The 19837-nt window shown below is 67.4% G+C and carries 13 protein-coding genes; 8 read left to right on the top strand and 5 right to left on the bottom strand.

Going from position 1 to position 19837, the window contains the following annotated elements; genetic code table 11:
• Positions 1–197: 197 nt before the first annotated feature.
• The 3 genes from ACPDIX_RS08260 to ACPDIX_RS08270 all read left to right on the top strand — a co-directional run bounded on the left by ACPDIX_RS08260 (position 198) and on the right by ACPDIX_RS08270 (position 3340).
• The gene (locus ACPDIX_RS08260) at positions 198–446 is read left to right on the top strand and encodes a hypothetical protein (protein ID WP_423431309.1); all 249 of its coding nucleotides are present in this window, start codon (positions 198–200) and stop codon (positions 444–446) included.
• Positions 447–616: 170 nt separating this feature from the next.
• Positions 617–2215: a phosphoglycerate dehydrogenase gene (gene serA, locus ACPDIX_RS08265; RefSeq protein WP_423431310.1), complete on the top strand. Its 1599-nt coding sequence runs from the start codon at positions 617–619 to the stop codon at positions 2213–2215.
• Between the two features lie 30 nt (positions 2216–2245).
• On the top strand, positions 2246–3340 hold the full coding sequence (locus ACPDIX_RS08270) for a peptidylprolyl isomerase (protein ID WP_423431311.1): 1095 nt from the start codon (positions 2246–2248) through the stop codon (positions 3338–3340).
• 64 nt (positions 3341–3404) lie between these two features.
• Here the strand turns inward: ACPDIX_RS08270 and ACPDIX_RS08275 are convergent, their stop codons facing one another.
• On the bottom strand, positions 3405–4463 hold the full coding sequence (locus ACPDIX_RS08275; RefSeq protein WP_423431312.1) for a ribonuclease D: 1059 nt from the start codon (positions 4461–4463) through the stop codon (positions 3405–3407).
• A 266-nt stretch (positions 4464–4729) separates the two neighbouring features.
• On the opposite strand from ACPDIX_RS08275, the gene ACPDIX_RS08280 reads away from it, so the two are divergent.
• The gene (locus ACPDIX_RS08280) at positions 4730–6718 is read left to right on the top strand and encodes a hypothetical protein (protein ID WP_423431313.1); all 1989 of its coding nucleotides are present in this window, start codon (positions 4730–4732) and stop codon (positions 6716–6718) included.
• A 231-nt stretch (positions 6719–6949) separates the two neighbouring features.
• Positions 6950–8320 carry a tRNA uridine-5-carboxymethylaminomethyl(34) synthesis GTPase MnmE gene (mnmE, locus tag ACPDIX_RS08285; protein ID WP_423431314.1) on the top strand — a complete coding sequence of 457 codons (1371 nt, stop codon included), beginning with the start codon at positions 6950–6952 and terminating at the stop codon, positions 8318–8320.
• A gap of 42 nt (positions 8321–8362) precedes the next feature.
• Here mnmE and ACPDIX_RS08290 read toward each other — a convergent pair whose 3' ends face one another.
• Complete coding sequence (locus tag ACPDIX_RS08290; protein WP_423431315.1) at positions 8363–9850, bottom strand: sodium:solute symporter; 1488 nt, start codon at positions 9848–9850, stop codon at positions 8363–8365.
• A 66-nt stretch (positions 9851–9916) separates the two neighbouring features.
• The gene (gene purF / locus ACPDIX_RS08295) at positions 9917–11377 is read right to left on the bottom strand and encodes an amidophosphoribosyltransferase (RefSeq protein WP_423431316.1); all 1461 of its coding nucleotides are present in this window, start codon (positions 11375–11377) and stop codon (positions 9917–9919) included.
• 290 nt (positions 11378–11667) lie between these two features.
• Here purF and ACPDIX_RS08300 point away from each other — a divergent pair, with 290 nt between their 5' ends.
• The 3 genes from ACPDIX_RS08300 (at position 11668) to ACPDIX_RS08310 (ending at position 13426) form a co-directional block, all read left to right on the top strand.
• Complete coding sequence (locus tag ACPDIX_RS08300) at positions 11668–12612, top strand: SPFH domain-containing protein (protein WP_423431317.1); 945 nt, start codon at positions 11668–11670, stop codon at positions 12610–12612.
• 65 nt (positions 12613–12677) lie between these two features.
• Positions 12678–13214, top strand: coding sequence for a PH domain-containing protein (locus tag ACPDIX_RS08305; protein WP_423431318.1), 537 nt, complete (start codon positions 12678–12680; stop codon positions 13212–13214).
• Positions 13214–13426, top strand: coding sequence for an Arc family DNA-binding protein (locus ACPDIX_RS08310; protein ID WP_423431319.1), 213 nt, complete (start codon positions 13214–13216; stop codon positions 13424–13426). The genes ACPDIX_RS08305 and ACPDIX_RS08310 overlap by 1 nt, the downstream gene beginning before the upstream one ends.
• Positions 13427–13450: 24 nt before the next feature.
• On the opposite strand, the gene ACPDIX_RS08315 is transcribed toward ACPDIX_RS08310, so the two are convergent.
• Both ACPDIX_RS08315 and ACPDIX_RS08320 read right to left on the bottom strand, forming a co-directional pair.
• Positions 13451–16984: a glycosyl hydrolase gene (locus ACPDIX_RS08315; protein ID WP_423431320.1), complete on the bottom strand. Its 3534-nt coding sequence runs from the start codon at positions 16982–16984 to the stop codon at positions 13451–13453.
• Positions 16985–17005: 21 nt separating this feature from the next.
• Positions 17006–19810, bottom strand: coding sequence for a hypothetical protein (locus tag ACPDIX_RS08320; RefSeq protein WP_423431321.1), 2805 nt, complete (start codon positions 19808–19810; stop codon positions 17006–17008).
• Between the last annotated feature and the right edge of the window lie 27 nt (positions 19811–19837).

Here is a 19837-nt window from a genome sequence, read left to right on the forward strand (position 1 = left end):
TGGGGGCAGGGGATCGGTGAGCCTGCCACCCGGTTCCGGCCCGACACGGTCGAGGCGGCCCGGAAACGCCGGCAAGAGTTGCTCCGGCTCAATCCTCACCTGGTGCTGCTGTGTGAAATCCGGTACCGGGACGCCCCAGCTGTTGCCTTGGCGGGCTCGATCATCGGTGGTGGTTGCGGGACCAGAGGGGTCGGGTGGTGCCGGGTTGGGCAGAGGGCGGGTTTTACCGGTGGGATTTCCGGTTGGAAGCCTTTCGTCGTCACGCCGCCGCGCGTGCCGCCACCGCCACGGCCGCGGGACTTTTCGACGGTATTCTGTTGGACTGGTGGGACGAGGCCGAGCGGTTTTCAGGCCGGCCCCTGCTGCCTGCGCGAACCAACTTGCTGGCACCCATTCGGTCGGCCATCGGACCCGCTCTTTGCAACTGCCCGCGGAGACCTTTTTGAAAGGCCGTCGCCGGTACCCTCTTCCGGAAGCGCGCGACACGGCGGTGGGGTTCGGACGATCCGGAATGGGAACGCCTGCGCGTGGTGGCCGGTGCCGCCTGCCCGGCAGGGCCGGAGGCGCATCGCGCATTTGACCCGTCCGGTGCGGCCCGCCTACACTCCGCCAAACTATGAAGATCCTGGTCTGCGATCCGATTGCGCCCAAGGGGATCGAACTGTTGCGGGCTCGGCCCGAGTTCCGGGTGGAGGTGCTGTCGCGCCGTCACACGGAGGACGAACTGTTGCCATTGGTGGCGGATGCGGTGGCCCTGGTGGTGCGTTCCGAGACCAAGGTGACACGCCGTGTGATCGAGGCGGCCAAAGCCCTCCGTGTGGTGGGGCGGGCCGGTGTGGGCGTGGACAACGTGGACGTGGAGGCGGCCACGCAGCACGGCGTCGTCGTGATGAACACGCCGGGGGGCAACACCATTTCCACCGCCGAACTGACCTGGGCCATGTTGCTGGCCCTGGCCCGCAAGCTCCCGCAGGCCCACGCCAGCATGGTGGCAGGTGAGTGGGATCGGAAGAAATTCTCGGGAATCGAGTTGGCGGGTAAAAAACTGGGGATCCTGGGGCTCGGCCGCGTCGGCAGTGAGGTGGCCAAGCGGGCGCTGGCCTTCGGGATGGAGGTCATCGGATACGACCCCTTCCTCGCTGACACGAGGGTGAAGGCGCTGGGGATCAGGCTGGCGAACGAGGTGGACGAGGTGTACCGCAACGCCGACTTCATCACCGTGCACATGCCGGTGACGGAGCTCACCCGCGGCATGCTCAACGCCTCGGCCTTTGCCCGGATGAAACCGGGCGTGCGCCTGGTGAATTGCGCCCGGGGCGAAATCATCGTGGAGCAGGACCTGCTGGCCGCGCTGGACAGCGGCCAGGTGGCCGGTGCGGCTCTGGACGTGTACGCCACCGAGCCGCTGCCGGCCGACCATCCCTTCCGCAAGCATCCCGCTCTCATCCTCACCCCGCACCTGGGTGCCAGCACCAAAGAGGCCCAGGACAAGTGCGGCGTGGAGGTGGCCGAGGTGATCACCTCCTATCTGCTCACCGGCGAGGTCCGCAACGCGGTGAACCTCCCCTACCTCGACGCCAAGACCTATGAACAGGTCAAGCCCTACCTGGTGCTGGGAGAAAAACTCGGCCGGTTGCTGGGCCAGCTGGCACCCGAACAGGTGGACCGCCTCTACATCACCTACGGGGGGCGGGCCCGCGAACTGCCCAACGTGGATCCCATCACCCGCGCGGTCTTGATGGGATTCCTGTCTCGGACGGGCATGGAGGCGATCAACCCGGTCAATGTGCGCAGCATCGCCGCCACTCTGGGCGTCACCGTGGAGGAAAAACGCTCCAGCGAACCGGTGACCTACAACGAGTGGTTGCACGTCCAGGTCTTCCAGGGCGATCAAAAGGTGATCTCGGCCGGCGGTACCTTCTTCGGCTCTCCGCAGAACCCGCGCATTGTCCGACTCTACAGCATGCCGGTGGAAATCCCCGTCTCCGGGCACATTCTCCTGTTGACCAACCGCGACCGACCGGGCATGGTCGGCCACATCGGCACCCTGATGGGCCGGCACGGGGTCAACATCGCCAGCATGAACCTGCACCGGGACGAGGCCGGGGGACGCGCGCTGACGGTCCTGCACCTGGACAACGCGCCCCCGCCGTCGGTGTTGGAAGAGCTGCAACGCGACCCGGACATCAGCAACGTCCGGCTGGTTCACCTGTAGTTGGTGCCCAAAAAACAAGAGGCAGATCGCATGTCGAAACCGTTTCCTTTGCGGACGCTGAGGTTGACCCTGACCACCGTGCTGCTGGCCGGCCTGGCCTGGGCGCAAACCAACCCCTCCACCAGCAGCGCCGTGGCCGTGATGACCGAGCTGTTCGGCGACGAGGTCATCGCCCGCGGCAAGAGCTTCGAAATCAAACGCAGCCAGTTGGACGCCGCGCTCCTGAGTTTCAAGGCATTGGTGGCCGCCCGCGGTCAGACCCTCCCACCGGCGGCGGACCTGCAGGTGCAACGCGAACTGCTCCAGCAGCTCATCCGCGTCAAGATGCTGGTCGGCCGCGCCACACCCGAGGACAAGGCCGAGGGCAAGCGCGTCGGAGAGCTGCGCTACCAGCAGGTCCTCGAGCGTGCCGGGTCCATGGAAAACCTGGTCCGCCAGCTCAAATCGGTGGGGATCAGCCCGGACCAGCTCAAGGAACGGCTGATCGAGGAGGCCACCGCCGAGGCCGTCATCCGGCGCGAGGTCCACGTGAACGTCACGGACGAGGACGTTCGCAGGTTCTATGACGAGAATCCGGCGCAGTTCGAGCAGCCCGAACGCGTCCGGGTCAGTCACCTGCTGCTGCGCACGGTGGACGCCAACACCCGGGAACCGTTGCCCGAAGAGATTCGTCAGGCCAAGCGCAAGCAGATCGAGGAACTCCTGCAGCGGGCCCGGGCCGGCGAGGATTTCGCAGCCCTGGTGAAGCAGTATTCCGAGGATCCGGGTTCCAAGGACCGCGGAGGCGAGTACGTCTTTGCCCGGGGCCAGATGGTCCCCGAGTTCGAGGTGGCGGCCTGGAGCCTGCAACCGGGCCAGATCAGCGACGTGGTCACCACCCAGTTCGGTTATCACATCATCAAAATGCTCGAACGCCTGCCGGCGCGCCGCGTGCCGTTTGAAGAGGTCAGGGAACAGATCCGCGATTACCTGACCACGCAGGCCATCCAGAAGGTCCTGCCGGATTACGTCCGCAAGATCCGCGCCGAGGAAAAGGTCGAGGTGCTCGTCGAGGAACTCAAACCGGTGGAACAAGCCGACCTGCCCGTCTCGACCAACAGTGCCGCCGGCACTGCGGCCCCGTGAAGCTGCGGCATTGGGAGCCGACCCCGTTGCCCGGTGGGCTCCGGTCCGGTGGGAACATGCAGGCTCAGTCCTGTAACAGTTCCCGCTGCCACCGCATCAGCCGCGGGGCGCAACCCTCCCAGTCGCGCGCCAGCTCCACCAGCACACCTCGCGGCGCGATCAGGGAGGGTTCCAAACCCAGTTCCTGCGCGCGCGCGTTGCGCCGGCGTTCCAGCTCTTCCAGTCGTGCCTGCTCGGTTTCGGTCAGCCGGCGGCCGGTGCCCCGGCGCAGCTCGGGCCATTGCTCCGGCGGCACCGCCAAGCCCCGGGCCACGGCTTCCTTCAGCCCCGCCCGACGCCGCGCGGAGAACTTCTGCGGCAGAAGCGTCAGGTAGTCCTGTCCGTCCACGGCCGCCGCAGCGATGCGGCTCAGGGTCTCGTGGGGCAGGACGAAAAAGGGCGGTCGGTTCGAGGCCCGTGCCTCGGCCTCCCGCCAGTGCCACAGCTCCCGCAACACCGCCAGTCCCCGCCGCGTCAGCAGATGACTGCCCTTGACCCGCCAGACCTGGTCGGGATCCATCTCGGGATCGCAGGTGCATTCCTGGACCAGTCGCCGGCAGGCCTCCTCATGCCAGGCGAGCCTTCCCCGTGCCACCAGCTCCTCGCGAAGTCGGTCGGCCAGCGGCTTCAAATGCCGCGTGTCATTGCGCGCGTAGGCCTCCATGCGCGGTGTCAGCGGCCGCCTGGACCAGTCGGCCTTCTGCATGGATTTGTCCAGCCGCACGCCCAGGAACCGTTCCAACAGCGCGCTGAGGCTGAAATTGCGCTCCCCCAGCAACCGCGCCGCCAGCATCGTGTCGAACACCGCGCTGGGGACGAACCGGCCCGCACGCCACAACAGACGCAGGTCGTAGTCGGCTCCGTGCATGATGAGATCGTGCCCGGCCAGAGCCTCCAGCAACGGCCGCAAATCCAGTCCGGCCAGCGGATCGATCAAGCGGTCGCCCGTGGGCGTGCTGACCTGGATCAGACAAAGCTTCTCCGGGTACGCGTGCAAACTGTCAGCCTCGGTGTCGACCGCAACCCAGGGAGCTGCCCGCAGCACCGGCAGGTAGGCTTCCAACGCTTCCGGCGTGTCAATCACGGCGCGCAATATGGGAAAACCACCCGTGTTTTGCCAAGGGCCTGCCCGGGCCCGGGCCCGCGGGGCGACCTGCCTCCATGCGCATGGGCCGTCCCCGAACGGTCCCGGTGCACCCGCGCAAAACGCCCCACCGGACGGCGCGTTCCCGCAACCGGACCGGCTGCCGAACCAGCCGGCACTTGCAATTCCCGCCAACCCTCAGCATGCTCCCGGTAGCAGGTTCTGCCTCCGCAGAACCCCAAAGGCGCGTCCCAGGGAAGTCGGCCATGAGCACGTTGCCGGAACACGAATTCGATCTGGAAAAACTCTTCCTGCCGGCGTGGGCGACCGAACCGCCCAAGCCCACCATCAGCTCTCGTGCCCGCGAAGAGGCCGGCGAGGAAGAAAGAAAAGGCCGTGGACGTGGACGCGCGCGGGGGCGTGCCGGTGCCCCACCCGGCCCGGGAGCCCGGGGCGCCGAAGCCGCCGCCGGCACCCGGCCGGAAACCCGGAGCCCCCGGGCCGCGGGCACCGCCGCCGGGACCGCAGGTGCAGCCGCCAAACCCAGCCGCGCACCCCTGCCGGATGTGCAGGTCCGGCTCATCCCCGATCCCAAGGGCGTCGATCAGGTGGCCCGGCGCATCCGCAGCACCGGCCGGGCCTTCCCGTTGTTCGACATCGCCAAGCTGTTCCTCGAACGGCCGGAACGCTACAGCGTGGAGCTCAGCGTCAAGAAGAAGTCCGACGGCACCGTGCGCCAACCGTTGTACCTGTGCGCCCTCGATGAAACCCCGTGGTTGTCGGTGGACGAAGTGGTGGCACATGTTTTGGAGAAGTACTTCGACACTTTCTATCAGGCCGAACGCACCCCCACCGACCCGCCGAAGGGCAGGTACACCTTCGTGGCCCAGTGCGGTTACAGCGGTGTCATCCTCGGCCCGCCCAACCACCACGATTACCCCCAACGGTTGCGACAACTCCACGCCGAACGCTTCTCGCACATCCCCTTCGAGACCTACAAGGCCCGCGTCAAGATCGTGCGGGACGAAGCGGTGGTGAAAAAGTGGCTGGAGGAACAGAGCTGGAAAACCGAGTACATCTGCCTGAATGTTCCCGAACCGCTCCGCCTGGGCAGCCGCGACGCCGTGGAACGCCATTTCCGCGAGGTCCACGCCCCCAACATCGTGCGTGAAGTGGAACTGGTCACCCTGAGCGGCACCGCCGCCCAGAACGTCCCCTGCAAACCCCTGGCCCGGCTCATCCGGCACACGCTGGAAGAACAACGCCGGTTCCCCCTGCAGATCGCCACGGCCCTGAGCCAGCAGTTTGCCGCCCACGGACTGCAGTTCTTCAAGATCAATCGCACCATCACCCACGTGGCGGTGGCACGACCGCACTACCTGGACATCGAAAACACCCCGGTCTCCCTCAACGTCAAACGCATCGTCCAATACATCCAGGAACATCCCCACTGCACGCGGCGTGAGTTGATCGAGGCGCTGGCCCCTTCTCCGAAACCGGCTGAACCCGCTGCGCCGCCGGCCACCCAAAGCCCGGGGCCGGCCGAGGGTGAACAGGCCGATTCCGCCCCCGCGCAGGCGGCCGCCCAACCCGCAGCCGCCCCCCACACACCCACCCCGGAGCAGACCATGCTCATTGCGGACCTCCACTGGCTGATCCACCAGGGGCACGTCATCGAATTCGCATCGGGCGCACTCGAAGTGGCCAAGAAACCCGCCCCCAAACCGGCTCCCCAGCCGGCGGGCGAGCGCAGGGAAGCCCAGGCAGCTCCCGCGCAGAAGGAAGGTGGCGCAGCCCCGGAGCCGGCGCAGGTCCACGCCGCAGATGCCGCGGCAGCACAGGCGGGCGGGAGCATCAGCGGAGAATCAGCCGGCTCCGACGCTCGAGCGGCTGCGCCGGCCGGCGCACCCGCCGATGCAGCTCCCGGGCCGGACACGATCGCAACCGCGCCGAACCAACCTGCCGTCGGCGAAGGCGGCAATGAAGTCACCGGAACGGCACCCGCGCCGGGCGCGCCTGCGACCGGGGCGACCGAGCCCGCCCAGACCCCGGAGACGACCATCGCGTCCGACACGGGCGGCGCGGCCGGGGAAGCGAAGCCCGAGCCCGGGAAGCCGACAACTGCGCAGGCAGGCCTTTCAGCGTCCACTGACCCGGCCGCAGCCGAACCGGCCGCGGAGCCACCTTCGGCCACCGAAGGCCCGGAGCCGGCCGAGCCGCACCGGCCGCCCGACACGCCGCCGGCATCTACCTGAGCGCCCGGCCCTGCCGGTGGTCCGCGGCCTTGAAACCGGCCGCCGCACCGGACCGATCAGCCCCGGACACGCACCCGCCGCGGTTGGACCCTGTTGCCCGGGCGGGGCAGGGGATCCCGCCCGTTGGAGAGCTCGGGTGAGACATCCGCCACGGGACGCTGCCGGCTCACTTTGCGCCACCAACCCGGCGCCGCTTGCCGCCTCCCGTGGATGCCGCGTACCTTCGCCTGCATGTCGGAGGATACGATTGCAGCCATCGCCACACCGCCGGGCGAAGGGGGTCTGGCCGTCATCCGAATCTCCGGCCCGGACGCATTGGCCATTGCCGACCGGGTGTTCCAGCCGGCGGGAGCCCGGGCGCGCAAACCGTCCGAGGCACCCACGCACACCCTGCACTACGGGTTCATCCATCGCAACGGCCGGCGGATTGACGAAGTCCTCTTGGCGGTCATGCGGCGACCCCGCACCTACACACGCGAGGACGTGGTCGAGATCTCCTGTCACGGCGGACTGCTGGTGGCCCGCCTGGTCCTGCAGGCCGTGCTGGAGCAGGGGGCCCGGCCGGCCCAACCGGGCGAGTTCACGCGCCGCGCCTTTTTGAACGGGCGCCTCGACCTCACCCAGGCCGAGGCGGTGGCGGACCTGATCGCCGCACGCACCGAACGCGCCCTGGCCGCCGCGCGCGAACAGTTGGAAGGCGCACTCTCGCGCAAGCTGCAGCGCCTCCGCGACGATCTCATGCTCGCACTGGCCCACGTGGAAGCCCAGCTCGATTTCCCGGAGGAGGACATTGCGCCCGACACGCGGGAGGGAATCCTGAACCGTCTCCGGGCCGGTCTGACCCTCGTGGAAGACCTCCTGCGCTCGGCCGAGGAAGGTCGGATCCTCCGTCAGGGCATCCGCACCGCCATCGTGGGCCGGCCCAACGTCGGCAAGTCCAGCCTGCTGAACCTGCTCCTGGGCCAGGACCGCGCCATCGTCTCGGCCCGGCCCGGGACCACCCGGGACACCATCGAGGAAACCGTGAACATCCGCGGCCTGCCCGTGGTCCTGGTGGACACCGCCGGAGTGCGCGAGGCCGGCGATGAAATTGAACAGGAGGGGATCCGCCGGAGCCATCGCGCCGTGGAAACCGCCGACCTGCTGTTGCACGTCTTCGACCGGTCCGAACCCTGGACCGCCGAAGACCAACGCCTGTGGGAACAGTTCCGCCATCGCAAACGGCTCCTGGTCCTCAACAAGGCCGATCTGCCCGTCCGGCTCACCCTCCCGGAGACGGATGAACCCCGGGTGGAGATTTCCTGCCGCACCGGCCAGGGGCTCGACCAGCTCAAGGAGAAGGTGGAACAGCTCATCCTCTCGGGCCCGTCGCGCCCCGGCGAGGCGCCCGATGCCTGCATCAACGCCCGGCACCAGGCCATCCTCCTGCGCGCACGGAGCTCACTCGAGCACGCCATCGGCGCACTCGAGAGCCGGTTGCCCCTGGACCTGGTGTCCGTGGACCTGCGGGCGGCCACCGATGCCGTGGGCGAGATCGTGGGGCAGACCGCTACAGAGGACCTGTTGGACATCATCTTCAGCCGATTCTGCATCGGCAAGTGAACCGTCCGCCCGGCGGCTTCGGCCGGATCCGCACCTCCCGGTTCATTCTGAACAACCGGAACCTGCCCTGCCGGCGCCACCCCGCCACAGCGCCACCCCGCACCCGGCGAGCCACGTGACCACCGAGCCGGTCAACGTGTACCACTGCCACGACACCCCGCCGCCCGTACCCACAAGCACCATCACCGCCATCCCGACAACCAACCCGATGAGGGCACTGGTGGAATCCACCCGGCGCGGTCCCAGCGCGAGAAAAAACAAACCCAGCACCGGCCCACTGGTAAACGAGGCCAGGGCCAGGGCCATGTCCACGATCCGCGTCTCCATCCGGGCCGTTGCCAATGCCACGCCCGCCTGAACCAGACCCCACCCCAGCGTCCATCGCCGCGCCGCGCTCACGGCCGGACCGGATCCGGCTCGGCCGGACGCGGGCGAATGGCAAAAATCCGTCAGCGCCGCGGTGGCGAGCGAATTCAGCGACGAAGAGAGCGTGCTCATGGCAGCAGCGAAAACCGCTGCGATCACCAACCCGCGCACCCCCGCCGGCAATTCCGTCACCACGAAGTGGGGAAAGACCCGGTCCGGTCGCGCCGCCACCGACTCCGGCAACGCCACACCCGCTTCCCGGTAGTACACGAACAACAGCGTGCCCAACCCGAGAAACAGCGCAAACTGCATCAGGATGGCAAGGCCGCTGCCCAACAGGGCCGCCGCCGCCTCGCGCCGGTTCCGCGCGGACAGATAGCGCTGGACCATCAACTGATCGGTCCCGTGCGTCGCGGTGGTGAGAAAGACACCGCCCACCAGACCGGCCCAGAACGTGTAACTGCGAGAGACGTCCCAGCCGAAGTCGAACACCCGAAGCTTGTCATGACTGCGCGCCACCTCCAGCGCGGTTTCCCAGCCGCCCGGGATCCGCTCCAGCAGCACCCACGCCGCCGCACCCGCACCCGCCAGATACACGCAGGCCTGCAACACGTCCGTCCAGATCACCGCTTTCATCCCGCCCAGCCACGTGTAAAGGATCGTGGCCCCTGCGAGGATCAGAATGGCCACGGGATCCGACCAGCGGGTCAGCGCCGTCAGGATCAGCGCCGTCGCCATGAGCCGGATGCCGTCGGCCAGACACCGGGTGGCCAGAAACAGGGCCGACGCCGCCCGTTGTACCCGGACGTCGAAACGCTGCTGGAGCGCCTGGTACACCGTGAACAACTCGCCCCGGAAATAGCGCGGCAACAACAGCCACGCCACGCACACACGCCCGCACACGGAACCCAGGGCCAGCGAAAGAAACGTCCAGTTGCCTCCTTCGCCACGTGCATTGGCCGCAAACGCAAACGCCGGCACGCTGAGGAACGTGACGGTGGAGGTCTCGGTGGCCACGATGGATGCCAGGATCGCCCAGCCGGGTGTCCGCCGGCCGGAGAGGAAATAATCGCGCAGGTCGCGCGTTTGCCGGCCCAGGTGCCAGCCCACGCCCACCACACCCGCCAGATACAGCGCCAGAACTGTCAGATCGAACGCGTGCAAAACCACCCGCCCGCCGCAGCCGTTCCCGGGACGGATCCCGTCGCAGCCATCGGGCCCCGGCCCGGATCACAAGAGCCGGCCCTGTGCCTGGTCCTGCAGCAGGGCCTCCACCAGACCGGGGCGCTGAGCGCGGCGCCGTTCCATGATCTGCTTGTCCAGTGCCGGATCGTACGGGACCGGATAATCGCCGTTGTAACAGGCCAGACAGAGACTCTCCTGCGCGCGGCCCACCGCCTTCACCATCCCTTCCAGCGAGAGATACTGCAGCGAGTCCGCCTTCAGATAGTTGCGGATCTCCTCCAGAGAGTGATTGGCCGCCATCAGCTTGCTGCGGTCCGGAAAATCGATCCCGTACACGCACGGATACATGTGCGGGGGGCAACTCACCCGCACGTGCACCTCCCGCGCCCCGGCCTCCTTCAGCGTGTTCACACGGGCCTTGCAGGTCGTGCCGCGCACGATCGAGTCATCCACCACCACCACGCGCCTGCCCCGCACCAGGTCCCGGATCAGGTTCAGTTTCACCCGCACGTTGAAATCCCGGATGAGCTGCGAGGGCTGCAGAAAGCTGCGGCCCACGTAGTGGTTCCTCACGAACGCCATCTCGAACGGTATGCCCGATTCCAGTGCGTAACCGAGAGCGGCCGAATTGCCGCTGTCCGGCACCGGTATCACCAGATCCGCCTCCACCGGATGTTCCCGCGCCAGTTGCCGGCCCATCTCCACCCGCGCCAGATGCACGTTGCGGCCCTCCAACATGCTGTCCGGCCGCGCAAAATACACGTACTCGAACACGCAAAAGGCCCGGCGCCGGTGCTCGGGAAAGGCCTGCAAACTCACCAGGCCCCCGTCCCGGATCACCAGAATCTCGCCGGGCTGGATGTCGCGCTCGAACTTCGCATGAATGAGATCGAACGCACAGGTCTCGCTGGAAACCACCCACGCGTCGTCCACACGACCCAGCGACAACGGTCGAAACCCGTGCGGATCCCGGACGGCAATCAGTTCCGTCTCGGTCATGATCAACAGCGAAAACGCACCTTCCAGCCGCCGGATCGCGTGCACCAGCGAGTTGGCCGAACCGTTCGGGCCCGGCTGCGCCAGCAGGTGCAACACAATCTCACTGTCCACGGTGGTCTGGAAAATGGACCCCGCCGCCTCCAGCTCCTCGCGCAACGCGGCCGCATTGGTGAGATTGCCGTTGTGCGCCACGGCGATCTGGCCCCGCGCACAATCCACCGTCAGCGGCTGCGCATTCCGGAAATGAGACGCACCCGTCGTGGAATAGCGGGTGTGCCCGATGGCCAGATGCCCCGGCAACGACTGCAACGCCACCGCGTCGAACACCTGCGGCACCAGCCCCATCCCCTTGTGCACGTGAAACTGCCGCCCGTCCGAGGTCACAATGCCGGCGCTCTCCTGCCCCCGATGTTGCAACGCAAACAGACCGTAATAGGTCAGTTCGGCTGCCTTCGGATGCCCGAAAACACCGAACACGCCGCAGTAATGCTTGGGATACGCTTCCATCCGCCGCCTGCCTGAATTCGGCGCCGTTATCCGACCACAACCGACCTTTGCAGGCAAGTGTGAACCCGGACGGAGCCTCCTGCAACCCGCTGACGACCCGGCCGCTCACGCGCCCGGACCGCCCCACGGCGCCCTCTTCCCGGGCCGTGCACCTCCTTCGGTCGCGCGACCGGCCCATCCCGGCATCGGACCCGCTTGGGGAACCGGCTGCGCTCCAACAGGTTGGCCTTCAACCGGACCGGCCGGAAGAAAACCCTTGCCGCTCGATAGCTTAGTGATATCATCGTGATATGAATGCGCAGGTGAGTGGTTCGCTCGGTTCGGCACAAAATGCGCCCGGCCGCCTCCCCAGCCGGGAAAAGGTCGTCAACGTCCCCAACGGTTGGCTCATGCTCGGCGTGAACCTGTTGCTCCTGTCCGGCTCCGCCTGGCTGCTCTACAGCGCCATCCGTGCCGGTGTCACAGGCCAGTTCCCCGTCGTCCGGTTTCTCTCCAGCCTGGTGTTCCTGGGTCTGACGGGGCTGATGTTCTCGGGCCACTTCACCCTGCAACCGAATCAGTCGCGGGTGTTGATCCTCTTCGGAGCCTATCACGGCACGGTCAAACAGAGCGGGTTTCACTGGGCCAACCCTTTTTACAGCCGGGGGACCAAGGTCTCCCTGCGCGCCCACAACACGTCCACCGAAAGGCTCAAGGTGAACGACAAGCGGGGCAACCCCATCGAAATCGCCGCCGTGGTGGTCTGGCGCGTGGAGGACACCGCGCGCGCCATGTTCGATGTGGAGGATTATCACCAGTACGTGGACGTGCAGAGCGAGGCTGCCGTCCGGCAACTGGCCTCGGCCTATCCGTACGATCAGACCGAGGAGGGCGAGGTGGCCCTCAGGAGCCATGCCACGGAGATCGCGGCGGATCTGCAGGCGGAGCTGCAGCGACGGCTGGCCATCGCCGGCGTGGAGGTCGTCGAGGCACGCATCACCCACCTGGCCTACGCGCCGGAGATCGCCCAGGCCATGCTGCGGCGGCAGCAGGCCGAGGCGGTGATCGCGGCACGGCAGAAGATCGTGCAGGGCGCGGTGAGCATGGTGGAGATGGCCCTTCACGACCTGGCCTCCCGCAACGTCGTGGCCCTGGACGACGATCGTCGCGCGGCCATGGTGAGCAACCTGCTGGTGGTCCTGTGCGGCGAGGCCGGCGTGACCCCGGTGGTGAATACGGGCACACTCTACACGTGAAACGGCTCATCCGAACGGGACAACCGACGCCCGCACGGGCGCACCCGCTCACGCAACACTGATTCATGAACCGTTCCCTGCCACAGTATGAAGCTCGGGAGTTCGGCGCACCGTGGGGATGGGGCAACCGCCTCACCACGGCTGCGTTGTTGCTGGTGCTCATCGTGATCCCGGTGACGGTGGCGCAGGCACCCAAACACCGGTCGCAGCCCTGGGCGTGGGTGGGCGTCGGGCTGATCTGGTTCATCCTGGGCCTGTGCGCGCTGTACAGCGTGCGCGGCTACGCCCTGCGCCACGGGCAACTGTGGATCCGGCGTTCGTTCTGGTGGACGCGGATCCCGCTGACCGGGCTGGTTTCGGCCCGGGTGGATCCGGACGCCCTTCGGGGAGCGGTGCGCCTGTGGGGCATGGCGGGTTTCATGGCCATGGTGGGTTGGTTTTACAGCAAGCGCCTGGGCCGGTTTCGTGCCTGGGTGACGGACTCGAGCCGTTGCGTGGTGCTGGAGTTCGAGGATCGTACGGTGGTGATCAGTCCGGACGATCCGCACGCCTTCGTGCGGGCGCTCGGATTTGAGTCGGAACCGGTGCGCAAGCAGTTCTGATGGCGGGGCGAAAGGCATTTCTGCTGCGCGTGGATCCCGAACTGTTGCGGGAGCTGGAGGCGTGGGCCCAGCAGGAGTTGCGCAGTCTCAACGGACAGATCGAATACCTTCTCCGCCAGGCGGTGCAGCAACGGCGGCGTCGCCTGCTGCAGCAGCGACAAACGGACGGGACCCCTTCGGACCCGGGGCCCGGGGGCGCGGACAAGGTGTGAACCCGCGCACGGACCGCCACCAAATCACCCGCCGTCCAAACTTCCGGTCCTTCCGGCGTCGAATCGGACCTTTTCATCCGCCGGCACGGGCGCCAGAAGCCGGACCGGACCGAAAAGGCCCGACCGCATCAGCGGCGTTTCCGGTGTGAACTTCCGGATGTTGGTTCGGGTGCGGCGTTGATCGGGCGGGAGCGCGGCGTCGCCGATGAGGCGGTTGGGCCAGAAGTTGACCACCTCGATCACGAGCTGGTTCTGGCCCTGCCGGAGAGCGGGTGTCAGGCGCACGCGGAAAGGCGGCGCCCATACGATGCCACAGGAGACGCCGTTGAGATGCACCTCCGCCAGCTCGCGCAGGTCGCCCAGATCGAGCCAGACCTCGGCGGGTTCCGCCGTCCGGGCCTGCGCCCGGTCATCCGGCATCCATCGAAACGTCGTTTCGTACCGTGCGGTGCCGGAATAGTGACGGATGTCCGGGTGCGGATGCTCGGTCCAACTGATCAGACGCTCCATGCGCACCTCGGCAATGCCCGACCAGGCGGGATCGAAGCGGACCGTCCATGGCCCGCCGATTTCTTGGAGGGTTCGGAACCGCGGATGATTCGGGTGGCCCGTGGGCGGATGCTGCCCGACCGGATACCGGAACACGACGAACCACGAACCGCAGGGCGCAAATTCCAGGGGCAGCGACACCCGCCCGTCGCGAACCTCGTAATCGGTGGCGAACCGGTGCCCGCCGGTCACCGGATCCCACAGTTCCGGTGCCCGGTCACCGACGCGGAAGGTGGCGCGCACGCGTGTGGCGTTGGTGCCGCGGTGCGCGACGAAATAGATGTCCGCCTCATCGGTGCGGCGGTGGATGTAATCGAGATCGGCCGGACCGGCCTCCGCCACCGGCTCCCATTCGAAATCCGGCGCGATGCCGAGTTCCTGGAGGACCTGCCGGGCGCCGCGGTCGGCGATGATGCGCCGCGGCTCGGGACGGCCGCCCTGCAGGCGCGGCGAAGGGGCATCCGGCGGTCCCCAGAGGGCTTCCACGAGCCCTTGGAACTCCTCATCGCAGCGGGGATAATCCGTCAAGGTGCCCGGGCTTCTGGGCCGCCGGCCTACTACGATGGCTCCATGGTCCACAAACGCTTTGAGCCGCCGCAGCACCGGCGGCGAGATCACGCCCAGATCCCGCAACACCAGGACCCGGTAGCTCATGCCGTCGGGCAGCTCGAACCGCCCATTGCGGAATTCCATCCGTTCCAGCAGGACTTCGGCGCTGACCACGTCGTAATCGTAGCCGGGCAGGATCCCGGCCGGGTCGCTGCTCTTGAGCTGGGCAAAATTGGGTACGTGATCGCCGTAGTAAAAGGCCACGTCGGCCACGAAGCGGCCCTGCTGCAGGAGGAACTGGCAGCGGTTGATGTAGTCGAAGAACGGCCGGCCCTTCTCCCACCAGGTGACCAGCGGGTTGAGATGGGTGCCCGCAAAGTACTGTTGGCCCGGCACGCCCTCACTCTCCGGCGAGCAGACGAACGCGTGCCAGACCAGCAGGTTGAGCCCTTCGGTACAGGCTTTGTCAAACGAGGGCTTCAGATTGTCCCACAACGTCTCCTGCCAGTGGGGGCCGATGGTGGTGAACCCTTCGGCCAGGACGAGTCGCCGCCCGTAGGTGTGCGCGGCGGAGGCCGGTTGTTTTACGAAGAACCGGTTGGCATCCCCCACGCGATGCCGCCATGACCAGGCCCAGAACTCGCTCATGGGCGCGTCGTTGAAGCCGAGGCATTGCTGGGCATCAATCGGCACGGCATGGGGACCGCCGCTCTCGGGATGGATCAACAGACCCCGGCGATGCGCCCCTTCGCGGAAGAGGCGGTAATGATGGTCAATGGCCAGATCACCAAACGTCCGGCGGAAATCGTTGAGAAACCGGTTGCTCTCCTCGCGGCTGTTGACGATCCGGCCGGCCAGCACGGGCAGCCAGGGGATCGGATCGTACCCGCGCCGGCGCCGGAATTCCCGGGGCAGGGTGGGGGTCCAGTTGGCGACCTCGACCTCCCAACTGTCGGTGTGCAGGTATTTCAGGGTGCGCCCGACGTGCGGGCCGGCATGGTCGAGCAGTTTTTCCACCACGGCATCCCAGTAGCGACGGAAGGCACCGTCGTCGAACGGATCAATGGCGTAACCTTCCCATCCCTCGCTGCAAGTGGATACGTAGCAGTGATCGTTGAGTGTGCATCCCAGGCGCAGGATCTCCCATTCCCCCTCCGGCACCGCCCAATGGAGTTTTCCTTCGCTGTCCATTTGCGCGCTCAGATCGCGCACCGTCTCCGCCCGGAGATCCTCCTCCCCCGGCACGCCCGGCCACTCCTCGAACAGCGGTTTGGAATCCGGCGCCGAGAACGGTTCCAGGGCCCGGTGCATGGCCTTTTGCGCCCAGTTCTTCAAGGGACGGGCCCGCGCGGCCGCCTGCGGGATCGTACCTTCGGCGCTTTCCAGCCAGAGTTCGGCCACCTGAACATTGCGCGCTGCCCGGGGAAACCGCGGATCGCGGGAGCCCAAAAACGCGATCCGCACGGCCCGCACGCGCAGAGGCTCGAGCTCGATCCGGGTCGGCCCCTCGCGCGCCACCCGAAACCGCCGGTGGGGCCGGAAATCCTCGCCCGTCTCGGACACCAGCAGTTCGGCCTCCCGGGGTCCGTAGCCCGGGCGGGGCAGCAGACCCACCGCATGGATCTCCACCGGTTCCCGCAGCTTCAGCTCCAACCACTCCGGCCGGCGCGGATGCGGCCCGTCGCCCGGCGCGGCACCGTCCGACACCCACCAGGTTTCCGGATCTCCGTCGAGCGCCTGCCCGGGCGGATAGGCAGCCTGATGTGAGCTGGCGGACACTTCGGGCTGCTCCGCGGTGCCGGTGGCCTCCGGGCGGCGCAGGGGATAGCCCAGCACGTAAAGATCCCGGTAATAACCGTCGCGCGACTCGGGCCGGGGCAACGCCAGCACCGCGTTGGTGGGCCCCTTCACACGCGTGAAACTCCACACCACCTTTTTGGGCGCGTCATCCGGCGGGACCATCGGCCCGCCGAGGTTCCATCCGCTCTGGATGTTCAGGCTGATTTCCAATCCCAGGCGCGCCGCCTCATCCAGCGTGTGACGGAAGAGCCTCAGCCATTCCCCGGAAAGAAAGGTCGGTCCGTGCGGCACCCGCGCGTTGCCGTCCTGGTTGGAACCGTCGGCATCGCACAGGATCGCACCGCCGAATCCCTTGGCCTTCATCTCTTCCAGGTCCCGGGTGATGGCCTCGGCCGTCACGTTGCCGTTCAACCACCACCAGTAGGCGCGCAGGCGAGCCTCCGGCGGGGGATCGGCAAAACCGGCCTCCAGCGGATCGGCTCCTGCATACACGACGCGCGGCCCGACCGCCAGCAGACCGGCGATCATGAACTCGATCACCCTCCGGGCGGGGAACCTGCCACAGAGCGTGGCCCTCGTGGCGGTCGCGCCGCGGCTGCGCCGACACGGCGACATCTGCCGATCCGAAAGGTGTGGAGACGGACGTTCCGGTGAGCTCATGACGGACTTCGATCTAAACGGTCAGCGATCGAACTGCAATTGGTATCGAAGCTGGTAAAACCGGGCACCGGGTTCGATGGGAAAGGCAACCTCCCAAACCTCGCGACCTTCGGCCGACTGCAACAAGGTCCGCCGCAGCGGTTCCGCCGGCGTCCAGTCCACCAGGTTCGTGGATCTCAGAATCGTCTCGGTAAGGCCCGGCGTCTCCGCCCTCCGGACCCACACCCAGCTTACTTGATCCGGGGTGCGCCGACCCGGGCTCCAACCGGACGCGACGGACTCGGGATCCAGCGGGTCGGTCCCCGCCACGTATTCGACCAGATTGGGCGACCGGTCCTGGTCGGGATCGGCCTGCGGATCGACGTTTTCCGGCTGCTCCCGTGCAGACGGCGGGAAGGCGTTCAAGAGCCAGTCGCCGTAGGTCCCCGGGCGGGCGCGCTCGGTGAAGGTCAGTTCGGCCACCTGAACGTTGCGCGGCTGATTCGTGTTGCCCCGGTCATAGGCGCCGAGCATCACCCAGATCGCGTTGGTCACCCGCATGGGCGGGTCCAGCGTGAGCTGCAGCGGCGCATCCGGTGGGACGGATCCCTCGTAGACGAGCTGTCCTCCCGCGGGCGGGCCTCCGCCCGGCACCGGTTCCGGCACGTTGGCCAGGAACCGGACCCGGCTCGGCCCGTAGCCGCCGTTATCCGTCCTCGGCAACAGCGTGGCGCCGGAAAGCGCCACCTCACGGTCCCAGGCCACCCAGAGCCACTCCGCACGATTGGTCGGACCGTAGAGCGAAACCCAGAAGGTGTCCGTGCGACCGTCCAACGTCCGGTCGAAGGTGTAGGTCCCCTGTGTGGACGAAGCCGACCCGCGCACCGGTGCCACCGCGTAAGGCGGAAAGGCCGGCATCCGGGGCAGCGCCACCTCCAGCGTGCGCACCTGGTCGTTCCGGCCGCGCCAGCTCAGGCGGGCCGTGTTCGACCGCGTTTCCCAGCCGATCTGCGCCGCCCATGCCTCCAGCTCCGCAGGCCCGCGCCCGACGATCCAAACCGCATAGCGCGGGCCCGCCGACAGGGCCGGGATGAACCGGAGCGTGTCCTCCGCTGCTCCCGGTATGTTGTAGTCCGTGGCGGCACGATATTCGAACCAACCGGCCGGCCCGGCCGCCACACCGAAGCGATCGGCCACACAGATCCACGGATTCGTAACGGTCACGGTCAGGCCGGACCGGTTGGTGATCCACACGACGCCTGCCGACCAAGCCAGGGCGCGTGCCCCGCCGGTGAGCGGATCGTTTTCTATCCCGCAAACGAACGAACCCGGATCGGCCGGGCCGCCCCCTCCGAGGGGATGCGGCACCTCCACCAGAGCGAACGTTTCGCCGTCGCAAAACACGCGGGCCAGCGTCCAACCGGCCGCGCCGTTGCTGAGGGCCAGCAGGGCGTCGAAATGGTTCGACGACATCTCCAGCCCCAGCAGCGTGGCCCCGGTGGGAGGACCCCACGTGCCCAGGCCGAGAATCCCCGGCAGACGCGGCGTGCTCACGAAGGCGTCCTCCGGCACGGACCGCGCCGCCGGTTCCACCACCGCCATGACCCGGTCCGGCTTGTAGCTGACCGAAAACGAGCCGCGCACAGAGCGCAGGTGCAAGACCTGCACGTCCGGAAGATGCAGGACGACTTCCGCTGGCGGCACGGTGGTCCCCGTGGGATGTTCATTGACCCGACTGTGGAGCCAGGCAATGGCCGTGCGCCGCGCTTCCACCGCTTCCCGGTAGAAACCTCCTCCGCTGGGACCGACGAAGCTGCCGTCGCCATTGATCCGCTGGCGGTACCGCACCAATTGGGCGACGCGCTCGTGCGCCCATCGGGCCAGCGGGTCATCGAAATGCGTCGCCAGCCAGGCCAGGTAACTGTTGTGCTCGAAATCGTGCAGCTCCCAGTCCAAACCCGCCGGATAGGCAAAATCGCCCGAGTCCAGCAACAACGGCGCCAATACGCGATGCCACACCGCCAACACGTTGTGCTCGGCGAAAGGCTGGAGCTCGGCGGCCACCGCCGGATTGGCCAACCGGGCCATCAACAGCGAATCGCCCAACGACATGCCGCCCACCATCTGATACGTGGGATGAAAGAACCCGTGGTTCTCGAGTGCGTAACCGGGGTACAGCGTGGCCGTGGTGATCCAGGCCGCCAACGGATCCGCGCTGCTGTCTGGCACTGTGTAAGTGTTCACCAGGTACCGCTTGGCCGCCTCCAGCCAGATCGGAGCCCGGGGATGGTCGCTCAACCAGGCGGCGCCGAGGGCGAGCACGTTGCTGTTCCAGCCATTTTCCTCCGATTTCGTGTCGCTGACGTAACCCGAGGCGGGCGGGATGCCCGCCCGGTGGTCGCATTCGTCCGCCAGCACACGCCGCACCCGCGCCACCGTGTTGGACGGCAGCCGGTCTTCCACCAGCAAACAGGCCAGCCCCATCGAACCGGCCCACATCGCCGTCTGCCAGCCGTGACCCCAGCGGCGACCGTCCCGCGCCAGGCCGGATCCCGTCAGGTGCGTCTCCGCCGCATAGTCCAGGGCTTGCCGGATCCGGTCCATACGGCGCGCATTCTCGGCGCTGTCCGGCTCCGCATACACGAGCGTGGCGTAGGCCACCGCGATACCGCACGAACCCCGAATGCCGCCGTTGCCGCTGCTGTTGCCGTCCCCCCAATAACCGGTCTGCGGTGGTGCACCGGCGTGGGTGGCCTGGCGCCACACGCCCTCAGCATATCGCTCGAAATCCCGGAGCGCCTCGAGATACAGCGGATGCGCCCCGGCAGGACGCCAGGCCAGGAGCACAACCGGCCAAAGGACCGCGCCAGGCCG

This window comes from Limisphaera sp. 4302-co, assembly GCF_049537155.1.
Classification (GTDB): Bacteria; Verrucomicrobiota; Verrucomicrobiia; order Limisphaerales; family Limisphaeraceae; genus Limisphaera.

Excerpts from the sequence above, each read along its gene's own strand:
- serA (WP_423431310.1), top strand. The coding sequence starts at position 617 with ATGAAGATCCTGGTCTGCGATCCGATTGCGCCCAAGGGGATCGAACTG.
- ACPDIX_RS08270 (WP_423431311.1), top strand. The coding sequence starts at position 2,246 with ATGTCGAAACCGTTTCCTTTGCGGACGCTGAGGTTGACCCTGACCACC.
- ACPDIX_RS08280 (WP_423431313.1), top strand. The coding sequence starts at position 4,730 with ATGAGCACGTTGCCGGAACACGAATTCGATCTGGAAAAACTCTTCCTG.
- mnmE (WP_423431314.1), top strand. The coding sequence starts at position 6,950 with ATGTCGGAGGATACGATTGCAGCCATCGCCACACCGCCGGGCGAAGGG.
- purF (WP_423431316.1), bottom strand. The coding sequence starts at position 11,377 with ATGGAAGCGTATCCCAAGCATTACTGCGGCGTGTTCGGTGTTTTCGGG.
- ACPDIX_RS08300 (WP_423431317.1), top strand. The coding sequence starts at position 11,668 with ATGAATGCGCAGGTGAGTGGTTCGCTCGGTTCGGCACAAAATGCGCCC.
- ACPDIX_RS08305 (WP_423431318.1), top strand. The coding sequence starts at position 12,678 with ATGAACCGTTCCCTGCCACAGTATGAAGCTCGGGAGTTCGGCGCACCG.
- ACPDIX_RS08310 (WP_423431319.1), top strand. The coding sequence starts at position 13,214 with ATGGCGGGGCGAAAGGCATTTCTGCTGCGCGTGGATCCCGAACTGTTG.
- ACPDIX_RS08315 (WP_423431320.1), bottom strand. The coding sequence starts at position 16,984 with ATGAGCTCACCGGAACGTCCGTCTCCACACCTTTCGGATCGGCAGATG.